This window comes from Desulfatiferula olefinivorans, assembly GCF_054657895.1.
In genome coordinates, this window is record NZ_BAAHXV010000001.1 from 264,413 (window position 1) to 288,100 (window position 23,688).

Consider the following 23,688-nt stretch of genomic DNA (forward strand, 5'->3'; position numbering starts at 1 on the left):
CTCCCGTTATCAGGGCAGCGTAAGCCAGCCGCTGGTGTAGATGGTTTCGGGTTCCAGGGTGCCGGTGTCGAAGGCCAGCACCTTGTACCGGACCCGCGTGCCGGCCCGGTAGGGGAAATGGTCGGCGAACACCAGGCGGGTGGTGCCGGACAGTCCGCTGATCACCGCCGGGTCGTCGCTGGAGGCGGCGGCGATGGCCGCCGTGAACGTCACCACATAAATCAGGGGATCGTTCACCGTGGCGACGAACAGGTGCTCGTTGCCCTCCGTCGCCCCGTAGGTGCAGTGGACGGTTTCCACCAGGGGGCCCGCCTGGACCAGGTCCCGGCCTTCTTCCTGGCGGTAGACCATGAAGGTTCCCAGGGTGTTGGCCGACCGGATCAACCCGCAGATGTCGCAGCAGAACAAGGACGGTGAAAGGCACATCTGGTCTTCCCCGCAGAGCGGAATGTCGGCGCCGTCGACCGGGCAGCGTTTGTTGACCTGGCTGTTCACGCAATCCCGTTCGAAGGCCGCGATGCGGTCGTCCAGAGCCTCGGACAGAACGAGCAGCGGGGTCGTCCGGCCGTTGATCCTTACCGCCACGATCTCGCCGGTCTCCGTCGGAGTCGAGACCTGGGGCCAGCCCAGGCTTTCGGCGGCCGTCGGGGCTCCCCAGATGCCGCAGCGGGTGTCGGACCAGTCGCTCATGACAAGGGTCGTGTCCATGGCCCGGACCGTGAAGCACCAGTCGGTTTCAAGGGTGTCCGGTTCGATGGGCAGGGTGAGGCTGAACTGCCCGGTTTCCTCATCGGGCCGAAGGTCCCACACCGTTTCGTAATAAATGCCTGCAGGCGATTCCCGTTTGACGATAAACGCGGCGATGCCCTCGCTCTGGGACGACCAGCGCACCTCGAAGGCCGGGGCCGCTGCATCCCCCTTGGGCGTCACCCCTTCCATCAGCGGGGCCTTGGGCGCCGCGGGAGTTTTCACGGAAAGGCAGGGGAAATACACCATGCCCGAGCCGACCCCGTTTTCGCTGAACACCCGGACGCCCAGGCAGAGATCCGTGGTGACGATGCCCCGCAGATCGATGGGGCCCGAGCAGGACCCGTCGCTGTCGCAGAAGGAGGCGATGGGGGTCATGGCGCCGCCCACGTTCCGGTAGACCCGGGCGCACCGGCCCGGCGCAAGGGCCGCGCAGACGATCAGGGGATCATCGGGATCCAGGGGGCCGACCCCGGTGTCGTCGGGGGTGATGACGATCTCCCGGCATTCCTTGTAAAGAATCACGCAGCCTGCGGGGTCGGCCAGGCAGGACTGGGATTCGAACGGCGTGCTTTCGGCCAGGAAGCGGTTGCCGTCACCGAAAAAACGGACCCGGTAGCGGCGGTTTTCACGGCAGGTCGAGGTTTCGCAATTGTAGCGGCCCAGGTCCCTGGATTGGACCACTGCGTGATCCTTGATGGTTCCGCTGTAAAGCAGCCGGTCGGTGACGATCTTGCCGTTGTCGCAGATTTCGTACAGATGAAAACGCCGGGCGGCGCTGGTTTCGTCGAACAGGTTGAGGGGGGCCTGCTGATCGGCGTTGCCGTAGCTGCCGAAACATTCTCCGGGCGGCATGACCTTGGCGGCGAAGGTGCAGCGGGCGGTCCGGATCACCGCGTCCGCATCGGGTTGGCTCCGGTCCCACAGCGCGCCGCGCACCGGGGGCGACAGGGGGCTTTGGTTGCCCTGATCGTCCACGGCGCCGATGCGGTACCAGAACACCCGGTTGTCCGGCGCGGGCACGGTGTCCCGGAAATAATGGATTTCCTTGGCGCTGTCCGGCAGGGTCCGGATATTGGCGGCATAGGGAACGGTGGCCACGATGGGGCCGGTGAGGCCGGGAATACTTTCCGGGTCGCAGGGATCGCTTAAGCCTTCTTCCACCGAATCCGGCCACAGGTCGTTGTCGGAGTCCGTGCCCCAGTCATGGGCCGCCTGGAAGGAGGCGAATCGGTAAACGAGGTAGTGATGCACATCGATGTCCAGGCATTGGCGGTCCGTGCCCGCACAGTCGCCGCCGGGGCGGGTGAAGCAGAGTTTCCCGGCGGGGCTTCCGGCGCAGTAGGCCTTGTCCCGCCGGTAATGATCCCGGACATTGGCGGCGTTAATCCGGTCCCAGAAAAGGGTCAGCCGGGGAGTGGTTCCGTCCATTTCCTGGCGGGCCTCGACCCCGAAAGGCATGATCGGCGCCTGACGGTCCGGGACCGTGGCGGCAAGGGGGCCGGCCGTGGCCGAATAATGACCCGACAGGTCCCGGGCCACCAGATAATAGTAATAGGTCTCACCCGCGGCGAGCCCCTGTTCGGCCTGGGCCCTGCCCCCGTCCACGGCCAGAAAGGCGTCGGGACCGTCGTGTTCCGTGTTTCCGGAAACCACGATGGGCACGGGATTGACCCGGACCAGCGAGGCGGGCACGGTGTCGGCCAGGTTAAGGGTCCCAAGATCCGTGGTGGACCGGTAGAGATCGTAGCCGTAGACCAGGATGCGCCGGGCCAGGGTTTCGGGGGAGGTGCCCACATCCCAGTTGAAATGAACGGTTTCATGGTCCATGAAGCGGTTGATGGCCGAGCAGCCGCCCACGGTCACCTGGCGGAACTGGTCCGGGGCGGGCAGGCGCGTCAGGGCCCCGGTTCCGACCACCGTTTGGCCCAGGGGTTTGGTTTCCGACGCGGCGGTCACGCCGGTGATCAGGTATTCGTTGTCCGAACCGCCGGGGGCGCTGTCCATGACGGCCCGGCCGCAGGCCCGGGCGATCAGGGGACAAAAGCGGATCAGCAGCATGCGCTTGAAGGCGCTGTAATCCGGATGACCCTCATCGAGGATAGGATGCAGAAAATCCAGGTAGTTGGAATCGTCGATGTCCGCCTCCTGAACCATGTCGTCGAGCAGGGCGATGATTTCAGCTTTGGCCGCACCCTGCCCCGGGCCGTTGAAGAGGGTTCCCAGCTCGGCGGGAGAGGCGAGGGTGTTGGGGATGTCGAAAAGGGGCGCGGCCTCGAAATCACCGGCTCCGGTTTTCCGGTAGATCCGGAAGGCGATGATGTCGTCGGGGATGCGCCCTTCCAGCTCACCCCAGACCAGCAGCACTTCCCGAAGGCCCGATGCGGGGTTTTCATTGTTGAAGCCGCCGAAGTACATGCGATCGGCGGAAAAAGCCGATGCGGCCAGGAACAGGACCGTCCAGAAAGCTCCGAGGAGCGTTTTGAAGGTGGTGGTTGTATAGCGTTTCATGATCGAGACTCTCCCGTATTAGTAGCAGCAGTGAACGTCCGGCCCGCTGATGGTCCATCCGTGGTTGTAGGTGGCTTCGAAGGTGGCGTCGCCGGTGACGCACCAGCTGTCCGACCGGCTCTTGGACACCGAGGACCATTTGCCGGGTTCGCAGAATCCCACGCCGCCGGCGCCCCAGCCCATGCCGTAGAATCGGTACTGGTCGCCGACCTTGGAGCCGCTCAGCAGCACCCTGCCTTTGAGGGCGGCCAGGCAGGCCACCCGGCCGTAGGCCGAGCCGCCGAACATGCCGCCGTAGGTGGGCACCGGATCGGTCAGGTACCAGGCCCCCACCTCGGCCCCCACGCCCACCTTCAGGGCGCAGCCGTAGTTGAAAATCGGAATCTCGGCCCCGCCCCGGACATAGACGCCGGTGAAGGCGGCGTGGTCGCCGATGAAGTTGGTCACGTCCTTGTCCAGGCGTTTGAGCACCTCGAAATCACAGGTCTTGCCGAGAAAAAACACGGCCGAGATCGTATAGTCTTCAAAACGTCCGGTGGCCTTGGCCCCCAGGTAATTCTCGATGGCCCCGATGCCGGCTTCGAGCCCCATATCCATCAGGGTCACGGCCTCGAATTCCAGTTCCCCGGAGGTGTAGACGTTGCCGAAGATGCCGATGGGCAAAAGCCCCGTAAAGGTGAACCCCAGCGAGGCGGTCTTGATGCCGATGTCCGTGCCCAGCATGTCGGCTTTCACATCCTTGGTGGAGATCACCACGTCGAACATGGAAGTGCCTGCCGTGTCGCCGGGGCAGCCGCTGCCTTTGCCGTTGTCCGCGTTCCAGTTGGTGATGTCCAGGATGGCGTAGTAGATGGTGGGGTCAGGCTTGCCGCCGAAGTCGAACTCGGCGTCGATGTGGATGCGTTCCAGCTCGTCCTGGCTGATCAGGGCGTAGCCGTCCATCTTGGCGGCGGACAGGCCGCCGCCGGAGCCGCCGATGTCGCTGGACACACTGGCCAGCTGGGCGTTGAGTCCGTCGGACACGGCCTTGATCGCCTCGTTGATCAACCCGTTGATCTTGGACGTCACCTGGCCGGTGAGATCGTCCACATGGTCTGAGATGAAACCGAATTGGCTGTAAAAGACGGTGTTCAGCTCCTGAACCGGGCCGCTGTTTAAAATGGCGTTTTTGACCATCTGTTTGAGGTCGTCGGCCCCGGCGTCGGGGATGAAGCCGAGGGCCTCGTCGGTGACGGCCTGGATCTGGGCCGACAGGCCCCCGGTCAGTTGATCGAGTGGCGCCGTCATCAGCGTGGTCAGGCCGGTTTGGAACACGGTTTCAAAGGCGTTCGCCGGGTTCGCCGGGTCGATGCCCGCAAGCAGCAGGCCGGCCGCATCCGAAAGGTCCCCGCCCTGGGCCGAAAGGTCCGTGACCAGGGAAAGGGCCAGGCTGTCCAGCTTGTCCCGGCCCATCTGGGCCAGGGCCGCCCGGTCCGGCGAGCCGTCAATGCCCATGGGCAGATCCCCTGAAATGGACTGGCTAAAGCCGCTCAAAAATCCCTGGGCCGAGGCCAGGCCGTTTTCGAGCAGCCCCAGGTAGCCGTTGTCCGCGGGGCCGCCGGTGCTGCTGACCAGCAGGCGGTCGAAGACCAGGGTGATCTGGGCGTTGACCGCGCTGATGTGGGTTTCGACGAAGGTGATCCGGCTCTTTGCCTGGACAAAGACCGTGTTCAGGCCCGTGCCCGAAATCGCCGATTCCAGCTGGGTTTCGGCGTCGGTCATCAACTGCTCGAGCTGCTGGACCTGGGTGTCCAGAAAGGCGTCGGCCTCGTCGATCATGCTGGTGTCGATGGTGCCCCCGGACAGACTGGCCGCCTGACTGAGGGCGTCGCCGATCTGCCCCAGGTCCAGGGCCTTGATGGCGGCAAGGGCGTTGTTGATCGTGTTCTTGGCCTGGTTGACTTCGGTGAGCAGGGGGTTTGTCGCCATGTCCGGGCTGGTGTATTCGGTCAGGCTGTCGATGGCGTTGTTGACCGTGGTGACCGTTGAGGAGACCGTGCCCACGGTGCCGTCGATCTCGCCTTTCAGGGACTCAATCGTTGAGCGGATCGTTCCAATCTGTCCCCTGAGGCCGGAGACGGTGCCTTCCAGGTTGCCCAGGGCCGCGGTCAGGGCCTCCCGGCCGCTTCGGAATGTTTGAATCTCGACGGCCGAATAAAGACCCGTGCTTTCCAGGCTTACGGGGTCGAAGGCGACAAAGGCGGCAAGATCCGAGTTGTAGACCTCATCCAGCGGGCCGGTGAGGGCGTCGGTCAGGGTGCCGACCATGCGGCTCCGGACCTCGCCGATGCGGTTTTCGATCTGGCTGGTGATCAGGGTGGGGGCCCGGTGGATGGTCCTTACGGCCGACGACAGGGCATCAAATCCGTTGGCCACCGGACCGGCGGAAAGGGCCGCATCGAGGACCGGCTCTAAAAGGCCGCTGATATCCCCGCCGGTGACGCCCCGCATCAGGGAGGTGGTGTCGACCAGGTCGCCCAAAAGGGTTTCGATGGGCAGGGTCACGTTCAGCCGGTCGGCCAGGAACGTGTCGAGGTTGCCGGTCAGCGAGCTCAGGTCCACGTGAAAATTCTGAAGCTCCGCCACATCGGCCGTGGCGCCGAAGGACACCTTGGCGGTGTCGGGTTTCAGGTAATCGGCGGCGGAGGAGATGGTGATCACCGGATCGGCCCCGCCGGGCAGGTGCGAGGTCTGCTTGACCCCGTTGAACTGGGGCCCCCCATCCGCCGTGGCCCGCTGGTAGAGAAGCGGGTAGTTCAGATTGATGAGCCCCGCCCAGGAATACCGGGCTTCGGGTCGGGGATCCGGGGAAAGGGTCTCCTCGTTCTTGACCAGCTCCGCCCGGTAGCCGTCCACGGTCCAGCCGACGTAGCCCGCATCGGGCAGGCCGTTTCGGTCCGCGTCGGGGGTGAGGGCGTCCCGGGACAGGTAGAGGGTGAAGGCCTCGTCATCGTCGTTCTGGAAATGGCCGAGCACGGACAGGTCGTCGAACAGGGGCAGGTCCACCAGAAGGTTGAGGGCGGTAAAGCCGGTGACGCCGGTTGAGGCATAGGTGTCATGGTTGAGGTACCCGTCACGGAGCACCACGGAAAAGCCCGGATCATCGCCCGCGGCGGGATTGTCCATGCGCTGGGTCACGGCCGAGGTCATCGTGTCCTGGGAGGGTTCGCCCGCGGGACTCCAGAACGCCGAAAGGGTCACGGGGCGGCTGAGGCCCCGGACGGTGTTCGAGGAATCCAGCCGGAGCTGCCGGTTGGCCGGGTCCGGACAGGCCGATTCCCCGGCGGTGTCCTCGAATCCCATGCCCAGAAGGGTCACCGGCGCGTTCCAGTAGGCCAGTCGGTTGCCGCTGCTTTCGGCGTCGACCTGACCCCCCGCCATGTCGCCGGTGCAGGTGAGTTCGAGGCTGGTGAAGCCCACGGTCAGCTCGGCCGGAAAGGGCAGGTCCAGGTGGCCGTCGATGAAGCTGTAAGGATCGAGCCGGTTCACGTCGGACCGGAAGGCGAAGCGTTTGAGTTCCAGGGTGTACCCGTAGATGGACAGGGGGCCGGAAAAGGTCGTGTTGAACACCCCGGTGATGCCCCCGGGACGGATCACGTACTTGGTGGCGGGGGTTACATCGATGGCCACGGGGGTGCTTTCACCGCTGAGCAACAGGGACAGGTCCCGGTCGTCGACGGCATCGGTCAGACCGTTTTCCACCGCGGGTTCGAGCCGGCCGGGACCCAGGGTCAGCCCGGGGAAATAATGGTTGCCGGACCGGGCCGCCGTGTTGTCCGGATCGTTCAGGTAACAATGGGCCGAAAGGGTTTCGGCATCGTCAAAGGCCCGGGAGCCGAACAGGTACTGGGACAGGGTGTACCGTCCCTCGCTTCCGGTGTCGGCGTCGGTGCCGGGCAGGCGATTGCCCGGAAAGAACAGCATGGCCCGGCGGCCGGTGTCGTCTTTTTCAAAGGTGTAGCGGGCGCCGTTATATTTTCCAAAGGCCGTGGGTGCCCGCACATCGGCCACGGTCCCGCCCAGGGCCCCGTCATCACCGGTGCCCAGGGTCAGGTTTTCGAGCACATAGTCGGTTCCGGCGGGAGTGTCGCCGCAGATGCCCTCGGGGCAGTTGCCGGACATGCGCATGGAAAAGTCGACGTCGGGGATCGTGCCCGGCTGCATGGTCCCGCCGGTGAGGGTCAGGTCAAAGGCTCCCCAGGCGAGGGCGCCTTTGGGAAAGGCGGTCCGGGGGCTGATGCGATCGGTGGTCCAGCCGCCCCAGGCGGCGGTTTTGGCCCGGAAGGGCAACATGCCGTCAAGCCCCGCCGAGGTGAGGGTCAGCTCGGTTTGACCGCTTGCGGCATAGGGCGCGGTGTTGGACGGAAAGCCGACAAGCCGTCTGGGGTCATCGGCGGCGGTTTTGATCATGTGAACCATGTCCATGGACAGGGCGGCGGCGGCCGGCAGCACGATGCCCCGGGCGCTGTCGAAATCAAGATTCAACGACGAAAAACCCACCCAGAAGGGCAGGCCGTAGCTGTAGAGATACCGGGGGGCGGAAAGGGAAAGACTGATGGCGTTTGGTGTGCTGACCGGCCCCACGCCTGAAAAGGAAAGATGATCGAGCCCCCGGGGGTTCGGGCGTCCGGCCGTCGCGTCCGGCTCATGGACCGTGACACCGTCCGGCAGGTCCACGGTGATCGAGGCGCAGGACAGGCCGTCCGCGGTCAGCGTCGTGCCCGACAGGGTGTAGGACAGGCCGGCCGCCGAGGTTCCGCCGACAGTGCCGAGGGCCAGATCGCCGCTGATCAGGGTAAGATGAACGGTTCCGTTCCGGTTGACGATGCCCCGCTGCACACAGAGATTGGCCGCGTTGTCGGTGAAATCGTTGTCAAAGACGTCGCCTTTGAGGCGCGTCACGTTGGGGCTGGCCTGGGCGCAGGTCTGATAATAGGACGCCGGCAGCGTGATGCTCGTGAAGGTCACCGTGTTGACCCCGGCCGTGAGGCGTCCGGAAAACAGAGTGAAATCAAACCCGCCCGCGGCGTCGGCCAGGATCGTGCCCGGATTTGCCGAGGGGGTGACGGCGACGGCCAGGGTGTAGTCGCTGGTGAAACGGGCATCGGGGGAAAGAACGAAAGACAGGGTCCGGGTGATCTGGCATTGATCCACCGCGCCGCCGGGCCGAGGAACGTCATACATGCACATGCCCCAATCCGGGTCAGGCACCGATACCGAGGCGGCGATCGTGGTGTCTCCCCGGGTGACGGTGCCGCGGATGGTCAGGGGATCGGAGGGCTGTGTGCTTCCGGCCGGATAGGTGCAGGCCACCGTCACCGGGACCTCAAGCGTCACCGGCGAGGGGTCGGTGGCCACGGCGTAACGGTTTCCCGCCACCGCACCAAGAGACAAAAAATAATCCGCCGAAAGGGCCGGGCGGCCGCTCAGCAGGAACACACAAAGAATCAGAAACGGTTTCAATGGTTTCATCGCACACGTCCTCTTTGCGTCCGGGGAACACAGGGGGTGTTTGCTCCGGACGGCACGGGTTTTTCAGGGCTTGGTGGCCAATTGTTTCGGGTAACGGGTATGGATGCTCGATGTTTCGTGATGTTCGCGGTCACGATCAAACACGGCGGCACCTTGGTTTCACCTTATATAGCCGGGTGATAACGGGAATCAAGGAGAAAAAATATTTTTTGATGCCCGCCATACAAACGGTCACGGCGTTACCTGTCATAGGGCGATTGCCCTCGACAAACAGGCTTCGGGCTTCCATGGGGGGTAACCTAACGCATCGCAACGCGTCACGCTGTTAAATCCGTCACACCCCAGGGAGATTTCCCCCTTTTTTATTCGGCCAAAGTGGGTATAATGGCCGAGCATACGGATCGATATCCCTCACCCATTCTGCGGAGAGACGCCATGCGACTGGTTTACACGCTGATTTTTCTTGGTCTTTGCACCGCAAGGGTCCAGGCCGGACCCGACGCCGACACGCTGGTCCGCAAGGCCTTCGACCACTGGCGGGGCCAGGCGTCCACGGCCCTGACGGACATGACCATCCACCGGCCGGCCTGGGAAAGGACCGTCCGTATCCGGGGCTGGACCCGGGGGGACAGCGATTCGCTGATCGTCATCATCGACCCGCCCAAGGACAAGGGCAACGGCACCCTGAAAACAGACGGGGGCATGTGGATGTACAACCCCAAAATCAACCGGGTGATCAAGCTTCCGCCCTCGATGATGAACCAGTCCTGGCAGGGATCGGACTTTTCCAACAACGACCTGGCCAAATCCGACAGCCTGATCCGGGACTACACCCACACCCTTCTTTCCGAAGAAAGCCTTGAGGGCCATACCCTTTACCGGATCCGGTCCGTCCCCCGGCCCCGGGCGCCGGTGATCTGGGGGATGATGGACCTGTTGATCCGGGACGATGACATCCTTCTCGAACAGATTTTCTACGACGAGGACAAAAAGCCGGTGAAGATCATGACGGCCTCGGACATCCGCATGACCGACGGCCGTCTGTTTCCCATGCGCTGGCTGATGAAGAAGGTCGAGGCCGACGACGAGTACACCCTCCTGAACTACCGCGAGCTGAGCTTTTCCCTGGACCCTGATCCCGGACTGTTTCAACTGTCCGGCCTGAAAAACAAGGCGATCTGGGAGTGAGGAAATGATGATGGATCTTGTCATGGCCTGGCGGAATATTTTCCGGAACCCCCGGCGCACGGCCCTGACCGTGCTGGCCATTGCCTTCGCCTGTCTGCTTCTGGTCTTCATGCTGTCCTTCCAGTTCGGCAGTTACGAAACCATGATCGACATTTCGGTGTCGGTGAGCACCGGCCATCTTCAGGTCCAGGCCCGGGGCTACCAGGACGAGCGGAACCTGTGGCAGGCCGTCGACGATACAGATGCCCTTGTGGCGCTTTTGTCCGCCCGGCCGGAGATCCGGGCCTTTTCCTTTCGCGCCTCCGCTTTCGCCCTGGTGTCGTCGGACACCCGCACCGAGGGGGTCCTGATCACCGGCATCGACCCCGGAAGGGAAAAAGATGTCTCCACGGTGGCGTCGCTGGTCCGAGAGGGTTCCTACCTGTCCGGCGATACCCCCTACGGCGCCCTGGTCGGCCGGCGTCTTGCCCGGAATCTGTCCATTGATATCGGCGATGAGCTGACCGTGCTGGGCCAGGGCCGGGACGGGTCCGTGGCGGCGGCGGTGTTTACGGTCAGCGGGATCTTCGAATCCGGCATCGAGGCCGTGGACCGGAACACGCTGATGATCGGTCTTGGGGATTTTCAGGAGACCTTTTCCATGGAAGGCGGCGTTCATCAGGCGGTGATCCTGCTCGATCGCCTGGGCTCGGTTACACCGGTCAAACAGGCCCTCGCCCAGGCCCTGTCCGGATTCCCGGATCTTCGGGTGCTTGACTGGATGGAGCTGACCCCGGGCCTGCTCCAGAGCATCCAGATGGATTTGGTCGGCGGGATCATCATGTACCTGATTCTGATCATCGTGGTGGCCTTCAGCATTTTCAACACCTTTCTGATGGCGATTTTCGAGCGAACCCGGGAATTCGGCGTGATGGCGGCCCTGGGGGTCAGCCCCTTGCGGCTGATGAAACTCGTGATCATGGAATCCATGGCCATGACCCTTCTGGGCCTGATCCTGGGCATGGTGCTCGGGATTTGCGTGACCCTTTATTTTCAGCATCAGGGCATTGCCATTCCCGGCACCGAGGATATTTTCAGGCAGTACGGACTGCCGGACCGGTTTTATCCCCGGATGACGCCGATTACCGTTCTGGCCGGGCCGCTTCTGGTCTTCGTGATCACGGTGTTGTCGGCCATTGTTCCGGCCCTGAAACTTCGAACCCTCAAACCGGTGGAGGCCATGGCCCATGTGTGAGACGCGCCCGCATGCTTCGTTGAGGACGCCATGGATCTGACCCTGTCCTTTCGCAATGTCTGGCGGAATCCCCGGCGCACCTTGGTGATTCTGACCGCCGTCGTCGTGGGGGTCTGGAACATGCTCCTTCTGGCGTCCCTGACCCACGGCATCGAGACGGCCATGGTCGGAAACGCCCTTTCCGATCTGACGGGCAGCGTCCAGATTCATCATGCGATGTACCTGGACGATCCGGTGGTCGATTATCACATCGAGGCGGCCCCGCCCATCGACGCCGTGCTCTCGGAGCATCTGCCCGCGGGATCGTTCTGGTCCCACCGGATCAGGGTCTCGGCCGTGGCGTCGAACGCCCGGCACTCCACCGGGGTGACCCTCGTCGGCATCGATCCCGATCAGGAAGCCCGGATCTCCTTTATCGGCGGAGCGGTCATCGAGGGACGCTACCTGACGGAGGCGGACGCCGACGCCGTTCTGGTGGGCCGGTCCTTTCTCCGGCGGTTCGAAACCCGGATCGGCCACAAGCTCATCGTGATGAGCCGGGACCTCACGGGCGACATCGCCTCCCGGGCCTTTCGCATCACGGGGGTGTTCCGGGCGGAAACCGAGGCCATGGAAACGGGCCGGATCTTTGTTGTGAGGCGCCAGGCGGCGGCCATGCTGGGCCTTTGCGAGGGGTACTCGGAAACCACGATCCGCCTGCCGGACACGGACCTTGACGGCCGGACCGAGCAGACGGTCGCGGACCGCCTTTCTCAGGTTCTGGATGAGACGCTTCAGGTGTCCACCTGGCGGGATCGCCTGCCCATGATCCGGGCCTATCTGGATTCCAACGATTTTTTTCTGTACATCTGGTACGGGGTGGTGTTCGTGGCCATGGGCTTCGGCATCGTCAACACCACGCTGATGGCCGTGTACGAGCGCATGCGGGAATTCGGCCTGCTCAAGGCCCTGGGCATGACGCCGGTCCGGATCGTCGTCGGCGTGCTTCTGGAAAGCGGCCTGATTCTTGGGATCGGAACGGTGCTGGGGGCCCTCCTGGGCCTTGTCACCGTGCTGCTGCTGACCCCCTCGGGCATCGATCTGTCGGCCCTTGCCGCCGGCGCCGACATGTGGAACATGCCCCGGGTGATCCGGCCCCTCCTGCGCGTCGGCGATGTGCTGATCGTGGGGGCCGTGGTCATGGTGTCGGGCCTTCTGGTCAGCCTGTACCCGGCGGTCAAGGCCGCCCGCTTCACGCCGATCGAAGCCATGGCCGTGCATTAATGCGAGTGACGGGAGATTGAAACCATGATCATCGTGAACGCCGAGTCCGTCGTCAAGACCTACGTCCAGGGCAGCCAGACGGTCCGGGCCTTGAGCGCGGTGGACCTGTCGGTCCGGCGCGGGGAATTCCTGGCCCTGGCCGGACCGTCGGGCTCGGGAAAAACGACGCTGCTCAACCTCATCGGCGGCCTGGACACGCCGGATTCGGGAACCGTCACCGTGGACGGCCGGGAACTCTGCCGCCTGTCGGGGTCTGAACTGGCCCGGCTCCGGCTTCACCGCATCGGCTTCGTGTTCCAGTCCTACAACCTGATCCCCGTTTTGTCCGCCGAGGAAAACGTGGCCTACATCATGCAGCTCCAGGGCGTTCCCTCCCGGGAGCGGCGGGATCGGGCCCGGCAGGTTCTCGATGAGGTGGGCCTTTCGGGCCTGTACGGGCGGCGCCCGGCCCAACTGTCCGGCGGGCAGCAGCAGCGGGTGGCCGTGGCCCGGGCCATCGCCGCCGATCCGGCCATCGTCCTGGCCGACGAGCCCACGGCCAACCTGGATTCGAAAACCGGCGAGTCCCTGCTGGACCTGATGCAGCACCTGAACACGGACAAGGGGGTGACCTTTGTCTTTTCCACCCACGACCGCATGGTCATGGACCACGCCCATCGCCTGGTGATGATTCGCGACGGACGCATCGTGGACGATGTGACGAAAGGCTGAGTGATGGTTTCTTACCCGATCAGGTCCGGTCTTTTTTTTCTTGGGGTGCTCACCCTGATGACGCCCGCACGGTCACTTTTTGCACTGCACCACGATTGGGGAGGGCAGGTCAAGGCCCGGGGCGTTTACTCCCGGTTCGATGAAGGCTCCGTCTGGACCGTCTTTGGCGATGAAGCAGGAACGGATCAGGACCTTTCCCTGCGCCTGACGGATACGGTGCGCCTGGCCGATCGGGTCAGTGCCGAAATCCATTACGAGGCCCTCTGGGCCGGGGGACGGACCCATGAAACCCGGAAACGCCTGGCCGCCGCCCTTTCCGGCCTGATTCTGGCGGGGAACGAGGAGGACGACAGGCGGCTGATGGATCTGAGCCGCACCATCGACGAGGGGGACGACTGGACCCTCGGCCATCGACTGGATCGTCTGTCCCTGGCCGTCCGGGGCGACCGGGCCCAGTGCCGGATCGGACGCCAGGCCCTGACCTGGGGCAGCGGCCTGATCTTCAATCCCATGGACGTGTTCAACCCCTTTGCCCCCACCGACACGGTCAGGGATTACAAGATCGGCGACGACATGGCTGTCCTTTCCGTCCGGTCGAACGGTCAGGGCGAGACCGATCTGGTGGTCGTGCCTCGGCGGGACGAGGCCTCGGGCAGGCTCGAAGGCGATCAATCCTCGGCGGCCCTGCGGCACCACCTTCTGCTGGACGGGATGGAGGTGACGGTTTTGGGGGCCGTTCATTATGACGAGCCCCTGACCGCCGTCGGTCTTTCACGAAGTCTGGGCCAGGCCATGGTCCGCAGCGATCTGGTCTGGACCCGGGCAGGAGGCGAGAATCCTCTGTCCCTGGTGATCAATCTGGATGGGTCCTTTACGGCGTTCGGAAAGAATGTCTACGGTCTGATCGAGTATTACCACAGCGGCCTCGGGCACCATGACGCCGAGAACAGCCTGGCCGACCGGGAGCTTCTGATCCGCGCGGCCCGGGGGGAACTGTTCGTGCCGGGCCGCAACTATCTGGGCGGGGCCGTCCAGATCGAACTGCATCCTTTGGTCTCGTTTCATACCACGCTGATCGTCAGTGCGGACGACGGCTCCAGCGTGGTGCTGCCCCGGCTGGTCTGGGACGCGGGCTCAAACCTCCGGATCGAAGGGGGCATGGCCCTGTACAGGGGCGGCACGAATACCGCCTTCGGGGGAATCGCCCTCCCGGTTCTGCCTTACACCACCAGGGCCCCGGACACCCTGACCCTGACCGGAACCTGGTATTTCTGACACGATTTTGCCTCCGGCGGCCCTTCCGGGGGACCCGCTTTTAAAAAGCGGGGCAAATGGGGTTTGATTTTAGAGAAAGGACGGATGATGGAACGTTGCGAGTGGTGCGGCACGGATCCCCTTTACATCGCCTACCACGATACCCAGTGGGGCGTGCCGGTGCACGATGACCGGCTTTTGTTCGAAATGCTGGTGCTGGAGGGCGCCCAGGCGGGACTCAGCTGGCTGACCATTTTGCGCAAGCGGGAGCATTACCGCCGGGCCTTTGATGGTTTTTCCATGGAAACGGTGGCCGCCTATACCGATCGGGACATCGAACGCCTGATGAACGATGCCGGCATCGTCCGCAACCGCCTCAAGATCCGCTCGGCCGTCACGAACGCCGGCAGGGTCCTGGACCTGATCGAGGCCTTCGGCTCCTTCGACGCCTACCTCTGGCGCTTTGTCGATCACCGGCCCATCGTCAACGCCTTTACCTCGGTCCGCGAGGTTCCCGCCAAAACCCCCCTGTCGGATGCGATCAGCAGGGACATGAAACAGCGGGGCCTGACCTTTGTGGGCAGCACCATCGTCTATTCGTTCATGCAGGCCGTGGGCATGGTCAACGACCATCGCACCGGCTGTTTCAGGTATCGGGAAGTCTGTCTGACGGCGTCGTAAAATATTCGAGATCGAATTTTTTTTGGGCGCCGTTATTTGAACTGGGTCAGGCCGCCCATGATGAAGTCCACGGCGTCCCGGCCGATGGAGCCCAGGTCCGAGGCGCCGCTGTCGTCGGCCCACATCAGGTACTGGTAAGCCACCCGTTCGTAGATGCCTAAAATGCCCACGGCGATGACCTGGGCTGAGCGGGGGGTTTTGTAGGTGAGGCCCAAGGACTCGCTGACCACCAGGAGGGCGTTGTACACGTCGTCGTTGAGCTTTTTCAGCATGGTGCGGCGGGCCTCTTCCAGGGCCTGGCTCTGGCCCACGGCTTCCTTGAACACGATGGCCACCTTGCCCGGATGCTTGGCGCAGAACTCGTCGTAAAAGGCAATGCCCGCGGCGCGGAAGCCGTCTTCGGGCCGCGTTCCGCCGGCGTAGGCCCGGCCCAGAATTACCCTCAGGGTGTAGACCCCTTCGGAAAACAGGCGGACCAGAAGGTCCTCCTTGTTCTTGAAATAGAAATACACCGTGCCCACGGACACCTCGGCCCGTTCGGCAATGGCCTCGACGCTGGTCTGGTGGTAGCCCTGGGTGACAAACAGGTGCTCGGCCGCGTCCAGGAGGGTTCGGTAACGCTGCTCCTTTTCCCTCTGACGCCGTCTGGCGCTGGGTGATAGATCCTTGTCCGATGCCCGCTCGTCCCGGTGTTCGCCCATATCCCTGTCCTCAATCGATGCTTGGAGTGTGTGTGATCGTTTTTTCGCCGCCTCCGGGCGATGGTTCAGTGTATACATGAAAGAGCCGCGAAACTCAATCCCCCTCCGAGCGTACCCCAGGGCAATCGCATGTCTGTTCATTAAATTAAAACACATGGGCCTCATGGATTCATGCCGTTCACGTTTACGGTCACGAGCACGAGCACGTTTACGATGGCGGTGCCGGGCTGTGACAAACCATGCTTCCTTCGTGCTCTTCGTGTTCTTCAGGGAGCGCAGCGACCGGGTGGTTGAAGGGTTTGACCACGAAGCTCACGAAGAGCACGAAGGAAAAGAGCCCCGGCTCTTTTCTGTCATGACATGCAATTGCCCTGGAGCGTGACCTCAGAACCCCAGGGTTTTCGTGATGATTTCGCACATGATCTCGTTGGCGCCGCCGCCGATGGCCATCAGCCGGGTGTCCCGGAAGGCCCGGCTGATCCGGGTTTCTTCCATGAGCCCCATGCCTCCGTACATCTGAAGGCAGCCGTCGGTGACCGAACTCAACAGCTGTCCGGCCAGGAGTTTGGCCATGGACACCTCCCGGGTTACGTCCCTTCGGTCCATTTTCATGCGCACGATATGGTAGGTCAGCTGCTGAAGGCTTTCCGTCTCCGCCAGCCACTGGGCGATGCGGTGACGCAGCACCTGGCGGCTGATCAGGGGCTTGCCGAACACCACCCGCTGTTTCAGGTGATCCACGGTTTCCATGATGATCTTCCGGGCGGCCGTGTAGGCCATGGGCAGCACGCTGAACCGTTCGTGCTGGAACTGCATCATCTGGTGAATGAAGCCTTCCCCCTCGGTGCCGATGAGGTTCTCCGCCGGTATTTTCATGTCGTCGAAAAAAAGCTCCGCCGTGTCGCTGCTTCGCATGCCGATTTTTTTCAGTTTACGGCTGACGGTAAAGCCGGGCAGGTCCGTGGGCACCACGAACAGGCTGAACGAATGATAGCCCGGCGCATCGCCGGTCCGGGCCAGAAGGGTCAGAAAATCCGCCTGGGTGCCGTTGGTAATGTAAGTTTTCGACCCGTTTAACACATAATGATCCCCCTCCCGTCGCGCCGTGGTCCGGATGGCGGCCACATCGGAGCCCGCATCGGGTTCGGTGACGGCGATGGCCGCCACCAGACGTCCGTCGACGGCCCCCTTCAGGTAGGTCTCCTTGAGGTGCTCGCTGCCGAACTCGTCGATGGCCGGGGTGGCCATGTTGGTCTGGACGGCGATGGCCATGGGAATGCCGCCGCAGTCGATTCTCGCCAGCTCTTCGAGGAAGACCGTTTCGTACCAGTAGTCCAGTCCCTGGCCCCCGTAGGCCGGATCATAGCGGATACCCAGAAAGCCCAGGTCCCCCATTTTTTTGAACAGATCGTGCAGGGGGGCCTGTTCCTCCTCTTCCCACCGATCCACATGGGGGTTGATCTCCCTGTCGATAAACGTCCGTACCGCCCGCCTGACTTCTTCATGTTCTTTGGTGAAAACCATCGAATCCACGGCTGATCTCCTGTCTGTCGTATGTTTGGCGATGATGATAAACAATCTTCATATATTGAATTTGGTTCAATTTATCGTCAAATCAGGTCCCTGTCAACGGTTTTGACCCGCCTGTCGTCTGCCGGAGCCGTCACGGGGCCCTTTGAAGCGGGCCGGTCCCGTGCGATCTGAAATTTTCGTTGTTGAACCCGCGGCCTTCCTGTACAATAAGCGGCATCCGCATACGTTCCGCACAGATATCAACGGGCGCGACATTGACGCGCCGTCAGGAGGCCAGGATGAAAGCACGATGTGACCGGTGGGTCTTGCCCGTCGTAATCGCGGCAGGGCTGTTGTTTCTTTTCCAGGGGATCACGGCCGGACCGGTCCTTGCGTCGGTGGTCAAGGCCAAGGATCTGGAAGCCATGGCGGCCCGGCTGAACGACTGCCGGAAAAACCGGCCCGAGGACCGGATTTACCTGATGTGCGACAAGCATTTCTACTATCCCGGGGAGACCCTCTGGTTTCAGGCCTACGTGCGCAACGGGGTCGATCTTTCCCCCTCGATCAACAGCGAGATCGTTCATGTGGAGTGGATCGGTCCCGCGGGCGATAAGGTGGCCGAGCGGACCCTCATCGCCCGCAACGGGACGGCATCGGGGGATATCGCCCTTTCCGAAGACGCCCCCGGCGGACGGTACCGCCTGAGGGCCTTCACGCGCTGGCAGAAAAACCAGCCGAACCCCTTCATTTTCGAAAAAGAGATTCCCGTCCAGCATGTGGTGGTTCCCCGTGTCAAGATGCGACTGGATTACCTGAAGGCCGGCTACGGCCCCGGCGACAGGGTCCAGGCCGCCTTTTCGGTGCGGGGCCTGGACGACCGGCCCCTTACCCGTCAGGCCTGCACGGTCACGGTGAAGCTGGGTGACGGGGTTTTCCTTGAAAAGACAATCACCACCGATGACCAGGGAAAGGCGCTGATCCGTTTTGACCTGCCGGGCACCCTGGATCCGGCCGGAGGTCTGGTCAATGTCTCCCTCGACTACCAGGGCCTGCCCGAATCCCTGTCCCGTTCCCTGCCCCTCCTGACCGGCCGCCTCCAGGTGGGCTTTTTCCCCGAGGGCGGGGATCTGATTGCCGGACTGGCGTCCCGGGTGGCCCTGCGCGTTCTGGATCAATGGGGCAAGCCGGCGGATATCGAGGGCGTGATTGAAACGGATACGGGCCGCCGGGTGGCCGACGTTGCCACCGTGCACCAGGGCAAGGGCCTGTTTTCGCTCACGCCGGAAAAGGACCGCACCTACCGGCTCCGGGTCACGAAGCCCCGGGGCATCGAGACCCTTTATCCGCTGCCTGCGGCCCTGGAACGCGGCTATGTGCTGGAGGTGACCCCCCTGGACGAACGGAAAAGCCTTGATATCATGGTCCGCAGCACGGAAACGGAGACGCTGCTTCTTGCCCTGCGGTCCCGCTGTCCGGTGGCCGCCTTTGTCTCGCTTCCGGTCAAACCGGGTGACAACCGGACCCGGGCCGACATCGGGTCCTTCCCCATGGGGGTCTGCCAGGTGACCCTTTTCGACTCCCGGGGCATCGAACGGGCCGAGCGGCTGACGTTCATCAACGAAGACAAACAACTGGACATCCGCATTGTGACGGACAAGGCCGTGTACCTGCCCCGGGAAAAGGTCACCATGCTGATCGGGGTGAGGGACGATCGGGGGATGCCGGTGCCGTCCCAGCTTTCCCTTTCGGTGACCGATGACCGGCTTCACAGTTTCGCCGCCGACACCTCCGGCACCATTTTGTCCAAACTGCTGCTCGAACCCGACCTGACGGGCGAGGTGTATGAACCGTCCAAGTATTTCAGTGCCGATACGAAAAACCGCATAGAGGCCCTGGACCTTCTGATGATGACCCAGGGCTGGCGGCGTTTCACCTGGGAACAGGTCCTGGCCGAAGAACGGCCCCCCCTTGCCTTCAAACCGGAAAAGGCCGAAATCCGGGGTTTTGTCTACGACAGCCCCCGGCGGCGCAATCCGGTGGCCGGAGCCGTGGTTACCATCGGTGAAACGGGAAAAACCGTGATCACCGACAAGGACGGCGCCTTTGTGATCAGTGATCTTGATCTTTACGAACCCCGGCTTTTGTCCTGCACGGACGGCAAGCGGAACGGGGAGGTCTCGGTCCGGGATTACGACGAGACGGCCATCATCTACCTGGAGCCGCCGGTGCGCTTCAAGAAGGGATTCAATTTCCTGAAATTCGGTGACGACACCCCGATGGTCGAAGCCCGAGCGGGCGGTCCGGCGGTTGCCGAGGCCGACGCCCCGCCGGAACCGGCACCGAAGGAGCCGCAGCCCGGCCGGATCCCGGCGGAACTCGAAGACCTCGACCTGCCCCGGGACCGGGGACTGATCATCGCCGACGATCGTCCCGCCGGTGAAACACGGTACTACAGGGCCCGGGTCTTTCCGGCGCCGGTGTACACGACGACCGCGGTCGAAGAACGCAGTGATTTCAGGTCCACCGTTTTTTTCAAGGGACAGGTCGAAACCGACCGGCGGGGCATGGCCACCCTCGAATTTTACAACAACGACGCCGTGGGTTCTTTCCGGGCCACGGTGGAAGGCATCGGCGTCACCGGTCTGGCCGGGCGCTGCGAATCGGCCTACGCTACAACGCTGCCCGTCAGTCTGGACCTCAAGGCGCCGGTGTCCGTGGCCATGGGGGATACGCTCAGGCTTCCCCTTGTGGTCACCAACGCCACGGCGGAGGCGGTGAAAGCCTCCCTGACCGTCACGGCTCCGCCCGCGTTGAAACCCCTGATGGATCTGACCGGGGGACTGGTGCTCAAGGCCGGAGCGTCGAAACGCTTTCTCATTCCCTTTGAGGTTCAGGATATACCCGGTCCCGCCGCGCTTGTGGCCCAGTGCCGGGTGGGCGGGGATACCGACACCCTCCGCCGGGAGATCCGGGTGGTGCCCCGGGGCTTTCCGGTGAAGACGGCGGTGTCGGACCGGGTGATGGACCGAAGCTTCGATGTGACGATCGACAAGCCGGTGGCCGGAAGCATTGAGGCCCGACTGACGGCCTATCCCACCGTGCTCAGCGACATGCTGGCCGGCATAAAGGCCATTTTGCAGGAGCCCTACGGCTGTTTCGAGCAGGCCTCGTCAAGCACCTACCCCAACATCATGGTGCTGGACTACCTGAACAAACAGGAATCCCCGGACCCGGACCTGATCAAACGGGCGGGGTCGCTCATCGACACGGGCTATAAAAAACTCACGGCCTATGAAACCAGAGAAAAGGGCTACGAATGGTTCGGCCAGACCCCGGGCCACGAGGCCCTGACCGCCTATGGCCTGATGGAATTTGCCGATATGCGGCAGGTCTATGACGGGGTGGACCCGGCCATGGTCAAGCGCACCGCAGACTGGCTGATGGCCCGGCGGGACGGGAAGGGGGGCTTTTTACGGAGTGAGCAGGCCCTGGACAGTTTCGGCCGGGCCGACGAGGATATCACCAACGCTTACATTGTCTATGCCCTGTCCGAGGCGGGGTTTGTTCATGACATTCAAAAGGAACTGGACCGGGCCCACGACGCGGCCCTGGCCGCCGATGACCCGTACATGCTGGCCCTTGCGGCCAATGCCCTGTTTCACGTCAGGGATCAACGGGGAGGAGCGGTGCTTGGACGGCTGATGCCGCACCAGGGAGACGACGGCGGCTTCACCGGGAAAAGGCATTCGATCACGCGGTCCACCGGAACGGCCCTTACGGTGGAAACCACGGCCCTTGCCGCTTTGGCCATGCTTAAATCCGAGACGCCGGATCGGATGCGTCTGGGCAAGGCGGTGCGGTTTATCGTGGGGGCCCGGCAGGGGCAGGGGGGCTTCGGCAACACCCAGAGCACGGTTTTGGCCCTCAAGGCCCTTTCCGCCTTTGCCCGGTTCGCCCGGAAAACCGCCGAATCGGGCCGCATCATCGTCGAGATCAACGGCAGGACGGCGGGTGAGGTCGCCTACGCCGCCGGTCAGTCCGAGCCCATCGTTATCGACGCCGACGTGCTTTCATCCAAATTTTCAGAAGGGAAAACCCCGGTGCGGGTGCGGTTTACCGAGACCGGCGAGCCCCTGCCGTTCACCTTTGCCCTGGCTTACAACACCTTTGAGCCCACGGGTTCCGCAGACTGCCCGCTGTCCCTCGACACCCGCCTGTCCGCCGATACGGTCAAGGCCGGCGACACGGTGACCCTGACGGTCCGCCTGACCAATCAAAAGGAGGGTGAGGGGCTGCCCATGAGTCTGGCTCGCATCGGCGTGCCCGGCGGACTGGGTCTGGTCCCCGGCGTGCTCGCGGAACTCCAAGACAAAGGGCGGGTGGATTTTATCGAAATCTTCGGTAATGATCCGGTGCTGTACTTCCGCCAGATGAAACCCGGCGAAACCCGCACCGTGTCGCTGACCCTCAAGGCCGAGATCCCCGGCACCTATCAGGCCGCCGCCTCCTCGGCCTACCTGTACTATACCCGCGAGCACAAGGTCTGGACTCCCGGTGAAACGGTGACGGTCACGGAATGAGGATCCTCCGTCGGCCCTGGCCTGGTGGTCAGGGCCGATCGGGGCGCCTTATCCCAACAGTGCGGGAAACAGTCCCTTGAGTCCGGCGGCGATGATCTCCACGCCGATGGCCGCCATGATCAGGCCCATGATCCGGGTGATCACGTTGATCCCGGTCTGGCCGAGCACGGCCCTCACACGATCCGACACCGCGAGACAGAGCCAGACGGACAGCCCCACCGCCACGATGATGAAGGCCGCCACCGCATAATCCATCACACTCCGGTACTGATGGGCGTAAACGATGACCGTGCTGATGGCCCCCGGTCCCGCCAGCAGGGGAATGCCTAAGGGGACGATGGCCACGCTGTCCATGTTTTCCAGGGCCTGGGCCTCTTCCTGGGTCTGCTTGGCCCGGCTGACCCGGGCCTGGAGCATGGCCAGGGCCATGGTGAACAGAAGGATCCCCCCGGCCACCCGGAAGGAATGGATGGTGATGCCGAAAAACGAAAGAATGGACTCCCCGGAAAAGAGCACGATGAGCAGCACGGACAGCACGGTGATCACGGTCATCCGGGCCGTCAGGGCGCGCCGTTCGGCGGGCATGTCCCGGCAGGCGTCCAGAAAAATAGGAATGGTTCCCACGGGGTTGACGATGGCCAGGAGGCCGATGAAAAATTTCAGGTAAAGGGTGATGGAGTCCATGGTCGTATGCGTGTCCGGTCCGGGTTCGAGGCATCAATAAAAAACCGCCCGGTAAGGGGCGGTTTTAAAAAGAATGCCGCACTGGAGCATGAGCGTGAGACGAGGCCAGAATTGGAGATCCGTTACGTACCGAAGTCGATCGAGCGTGTGCGGCAATATGTATTTTTTTGAAGGCCATCAAACGATATTCTTTTCCAAATGTCAAGAATTATCCTCAAGGAATTTTAAAATGTGCGTCCGGCAGGCCCCGGCCTGCTCCATGGGCACGAAGTGAGAGGCCCCGTCGATGACCACGGCCCGGGCCCGGGGTATCAGGGCGCAGAGCTTCCGCTCGGACGACGCGCTGAAAATGTCCGATCGCTCCCCCCGGATCAGCAGGGTGGGGCAGGTGATCGTTTGCGGATAGGTCCAGATGTCTTCCAGAAGGGTTTCGAAAATCTGGGCCTCGGTTTCCGGGTCGCACTTGAGGGAGGCGGTCCCCAGCCGTGACGTGGACAGGGCGTGGTTGCAATAGGCTTTGATAAAGGGGTCGGGCCAGGTGGCGAACAGGCCCCGGCCCGAAGAAAACCGCTGGTAGGCGTCCTTTTTGCCGGAAAAGTAGCGTTTGCGCCGCCTTGCTCCGGAGGGCAGGGGGAGCAGGTGGCGCATCTGGGCCTGTCTGACCAGCCAGGTCAGAAACAGTTTGGATCGCACGTAGATCACCGGGTCGATGAGTACCAGATGGGAGAACAGCGCAGGGTACCGGGCCGCGGTCAGAAGCGTCACCACGGCCCCTAAAGAGTGGCCCATGCCCACGACGGGCGGGGTCATGCGGCGTGAGATCACGTCCTTCACGTCGTCGACGAAGATGTCCCAGTGCTCGATGCGGCGCCTGCCGTGGTGGTCCGAATCCCCCTGGCCGGGAAGGTCCGTGGCCAGAATGCTGAAATCATTCTTGAAATGTTCGAAAAAAGGCAGATAAACCCCGGCGCAGAATCCGTTGGCATGAAGAAAGTGCATGGGGCGGGATTCCGTGCCGCAGGCGATGCTGTGCAGACGCCGCTCGGCGGTGTCGGTGAAGACGTTCGTGTAGTTCATGTCAGTCAAATACCATCGTTTGTAGGTTAGC

At 63.1% G+C, this 23,688-nt stretch carries 13 protein-coding genes; 7 read left to right on the forward strand and 6 right to left on the reverse strand.

The features are described from left to right. Positions 1-9: 9 nt before the first annotated feature. Positions 10-3,258 (reverse strand): fibronectin type III domain-containing protein, encoded by a 3,249-nt coding sequence (locus tag ACYQ11_RS01050; protein WP_459921877.1) that lies wholly within the window; start codon positions 3,256-3,258, stop codon positions 10-12. 18 nt (positions 3,259-3,276) lie between these two features. Further along, positions 3,277-8,769: a hypothetical protein gene (locus ACYQ11_RS01055; RefSeq protein ID WP_459921878.1), complete on the reverse strand. Its 5,493-nt coding sequence runs from the start codon at positions 8,767-8,769 to the stop codon at positions 3,277-3,279. 435 nt (positions 8,770-9,204) lie between these two features. Between ACYQ11_RS01055 and ACYQ11_RS01060 the strand changes: the two genes are divergently transcribed. The 6 genes from ACYQ11_RS01060 to ACYQ11_RS01085 all read left to right on the forward strand — a co-directional run bounded on the left by ACYQ11_RS01060 (position 9,205) and on the right by ACYQ11_RS01085 (position 15,100). Beyond that, positions 9,205-9,957: an outer membrane lipoprotein-sorting protein gene (locus ACYQ11_RS01060; protein WP_459921879.1), complete on the forward strand. Its 753-nt coding sequence runs from the start codon at positions 9,205-9,207 to the stop codon at positions 9,955-9,957. A 4-nt stretch (positions 9,958-9,961) separates the two neighbouring features. Next, entirely contained in the window at positions 9,962-11,191 is a 1,230-nt protein-coding gene (locus tag ACYQ11_RS01065; RefSeq protein ID WP_459921880.1) for an ABC transporter permease, read from the forward strand. Between the two features lie 30 nt (positions 11,192-11,221). Next, complete coding sequence (locus tag ACYQ11_RS01070; RefSeq protein WP_459921881.1) at positions 11,222-12,454, forward strand: ABC transporter permease; 1,233 nt, start codon at positions 11,222-11,224, stop codon at positions 12,452-12,454. 24 nt (positions 12,455-12,478) lie between these two features. Beyond that, entirely contained in the window at positions 12,479-13,165 is a 687-nt protein-coding gene (locus ACYQ11_RS01075; RefSeq protein WP_459921882.1) for an ABC transporter ATP-binding protein, read from the forward strand. Positions 13,166-13,168: 3 nt separating this feature from the next. Beyond that, on the forward strand, positions 13,169-14,440 hold the full coding sequence (locus tag ACYQ11_RS01080) for a hypothetical protein (RefSeq protein WP_459921883.1): 1,272 nt from the start codon (positions 13,169-13,171) through the stop codon (positions 14,438-14,440). 84 nt (positions 14,441-14,524) lie between these two features. Continuing rightward, entirely contained in the window at positions 14,525-15,100 is a 576-nt protein-coding gene (locus ACYQ11_RS01085; protein ID WP_459921884.1) for a DNA-3-methyladenine glycosylase I, read from the forward strand. A 32-nt stretch (positions 15,101-15,132) separates the two neighbouring features. Here ACYQ11_RS01085 and ACYQ11_RS01090 read toward each other — a convergent pair whose 3' ends face one another. Further along, positions 15,133-15,801, reverse strand: a complete 669-nt coding sequence (locus ACYQ11_RS01090; protein ID WP_459921885.1) for a TetR/AcrR family transcriptional regulator — start codon at positions 15,799-15,801, stop codon at positions 15,133-15,135. A gap of 384 nt (positions 15,802-16,185) precedes the next feature. Then, positions 16,186-17,325 (reverse strand): acyl-CoA dehydrogenase family protein, encoded by a 1,140-nt coding sequence (locus tag ACYQ11_RS01095; RefSeq protein ID WP_459922009.1) that lies wholly within the window; start codon positions 17,323-17,325, stop codon positions 16,186-16,188. A gap of 287 nt (positions 17,326-17,612) precedes the next feature. Between ACYQ11_RS01095 and ACYQ11_RS01100 the strand changes: the two genes are divergently transcribed. Then, positions 17,613-21,896, forward strand: a complete 4,284-nt coding sequence (locus ACYQ11_RS01100; RefSeq protein WP_459921886.1) for an MG2 domain-containing protein — start codon at positions 17,613-17,615, stop codon at positions 21,894-21,896. 48 nt (positions 21,897-21,944) lie between these two features. On the opposite strand, the gene ACYQ11_RS01105 is transcribed toward ACYQ11_RS01100, so the two are convergent. Continuing rightward, complete coding sequence (locus tag ACYQ11_RS01105; RefSeq protein WP_459921887.1) at positions 21,945-22,580, reverse strand: YchE family NAAT transporter; 636 nt, start codon at positions 22,578-22,580, stop codon at positions 21,945-21,947. A 201-nt stretch (positions 22,581-22,781) separates the two neighbouring features. Next, the gene (locus ACYQ11_RS01110; protein WP_459921888.1) at positions 22,782-23,657 is read right to left on the reverse strand and encodes an alpha/beta fold hydrolase; all 876 of its coding nucleotides are present in this window, start codon (positions 23,655-23,657) and stop codon (positions 22,782-22,784) included. Positions 23,658-23,688: the final 31 nt, after the last annotated feature.

Coding starts and splice junctions, on each gene's coding strand:
- ACYQ11_RS01085 (WP_459921884.1), top strand. CDS start 14,525: ATGATGGAACGTTGCGAGTGGTGCGGCACGGATCCCCTTTACATCGCC.
- ACYQ11_RS01055 (WP_459921878.1), bottom strand. CDS start 8,769: ATGAAACCATTGAAACCGTTTCTGATTCTTTGTGTGTTCCTGCTGAGC.
- ACYQ11_RS01070 (WP_459921881.1), top strand. CDS start 11,222: ATGGATCTGACCCTGTCCTTTCGCAATGTCTGGCGGAATCCCCGGCGC.
- ACYQ11_RS01060 (WP_459921879.1), top strand. CDS start 9,205: ATGCGACTGGTTTACACGCTGATTTTTCTTGGTCTTTGCACCGCAAGG.
- ACYQ11_RS01105 (WP_459921887.1), bottom strand. CDS start 22,580: ATGGACTCCATCACCCTTTACCTGAAATTTTTCATCGGCCTCCTGGCC.
- ACYQ11_RS01095 (WP_459922009.1), bottom strand. CDS start 17,325: ATGGTTTTCACCAAAGAACATGAAGAAGTCAGGCGGGCGGTACGGACG.
- ACYQ11_RS01100 (WP_459921886.1), top strand. CDS start 17,613: ATGAAAGCACGATGTGACCGGTGGGTCTTGCCCGTCGTAATCGCGGCA.
- ACYQ11_RS01075 (WP_459921882.1), top strand. CDS start 12,479: ATGATCATCGTGAACGCCGAGTCCGTCGTCAAGACCTACGTCCAGGGC.
- ACYQ11_RS01080 (WP_459921883.1), top strand. CDS start 13,169: ATGGTTTCTTACCCGATCAGGTCCGGTCTTTTTTTTCTTGGGGTGCTC.
- ACYQ11_RS01050 (WP_459921877.1), bottom strand. CDS start 3,258: ATGAAACGCTATACAACCACCACCTTCAAAACGCTCCTCGGAGCTTTC.
- ACYQ11_RS01090 (WP_459921885.1), bottom strand. CDS start 15,801: ATGGGCGAACACCGGGACGAGCGGGCATCGGACAAGGATCTATCACCC.
- ACYQ11_RS01110 (WP_459921888.1), bottom strand. CDS start 23,657: ATGAACTACACGAACGTCTTCACCGACACCGCCGAGCGGCGTCTGCAC.
- ACYQ11_RS01065 (WP_459921880.1), top strand. CDS start 9,962: ATGATGATGGATCTTGTCATGGCCTGGCGGAATATTTTCCGGAACCCC.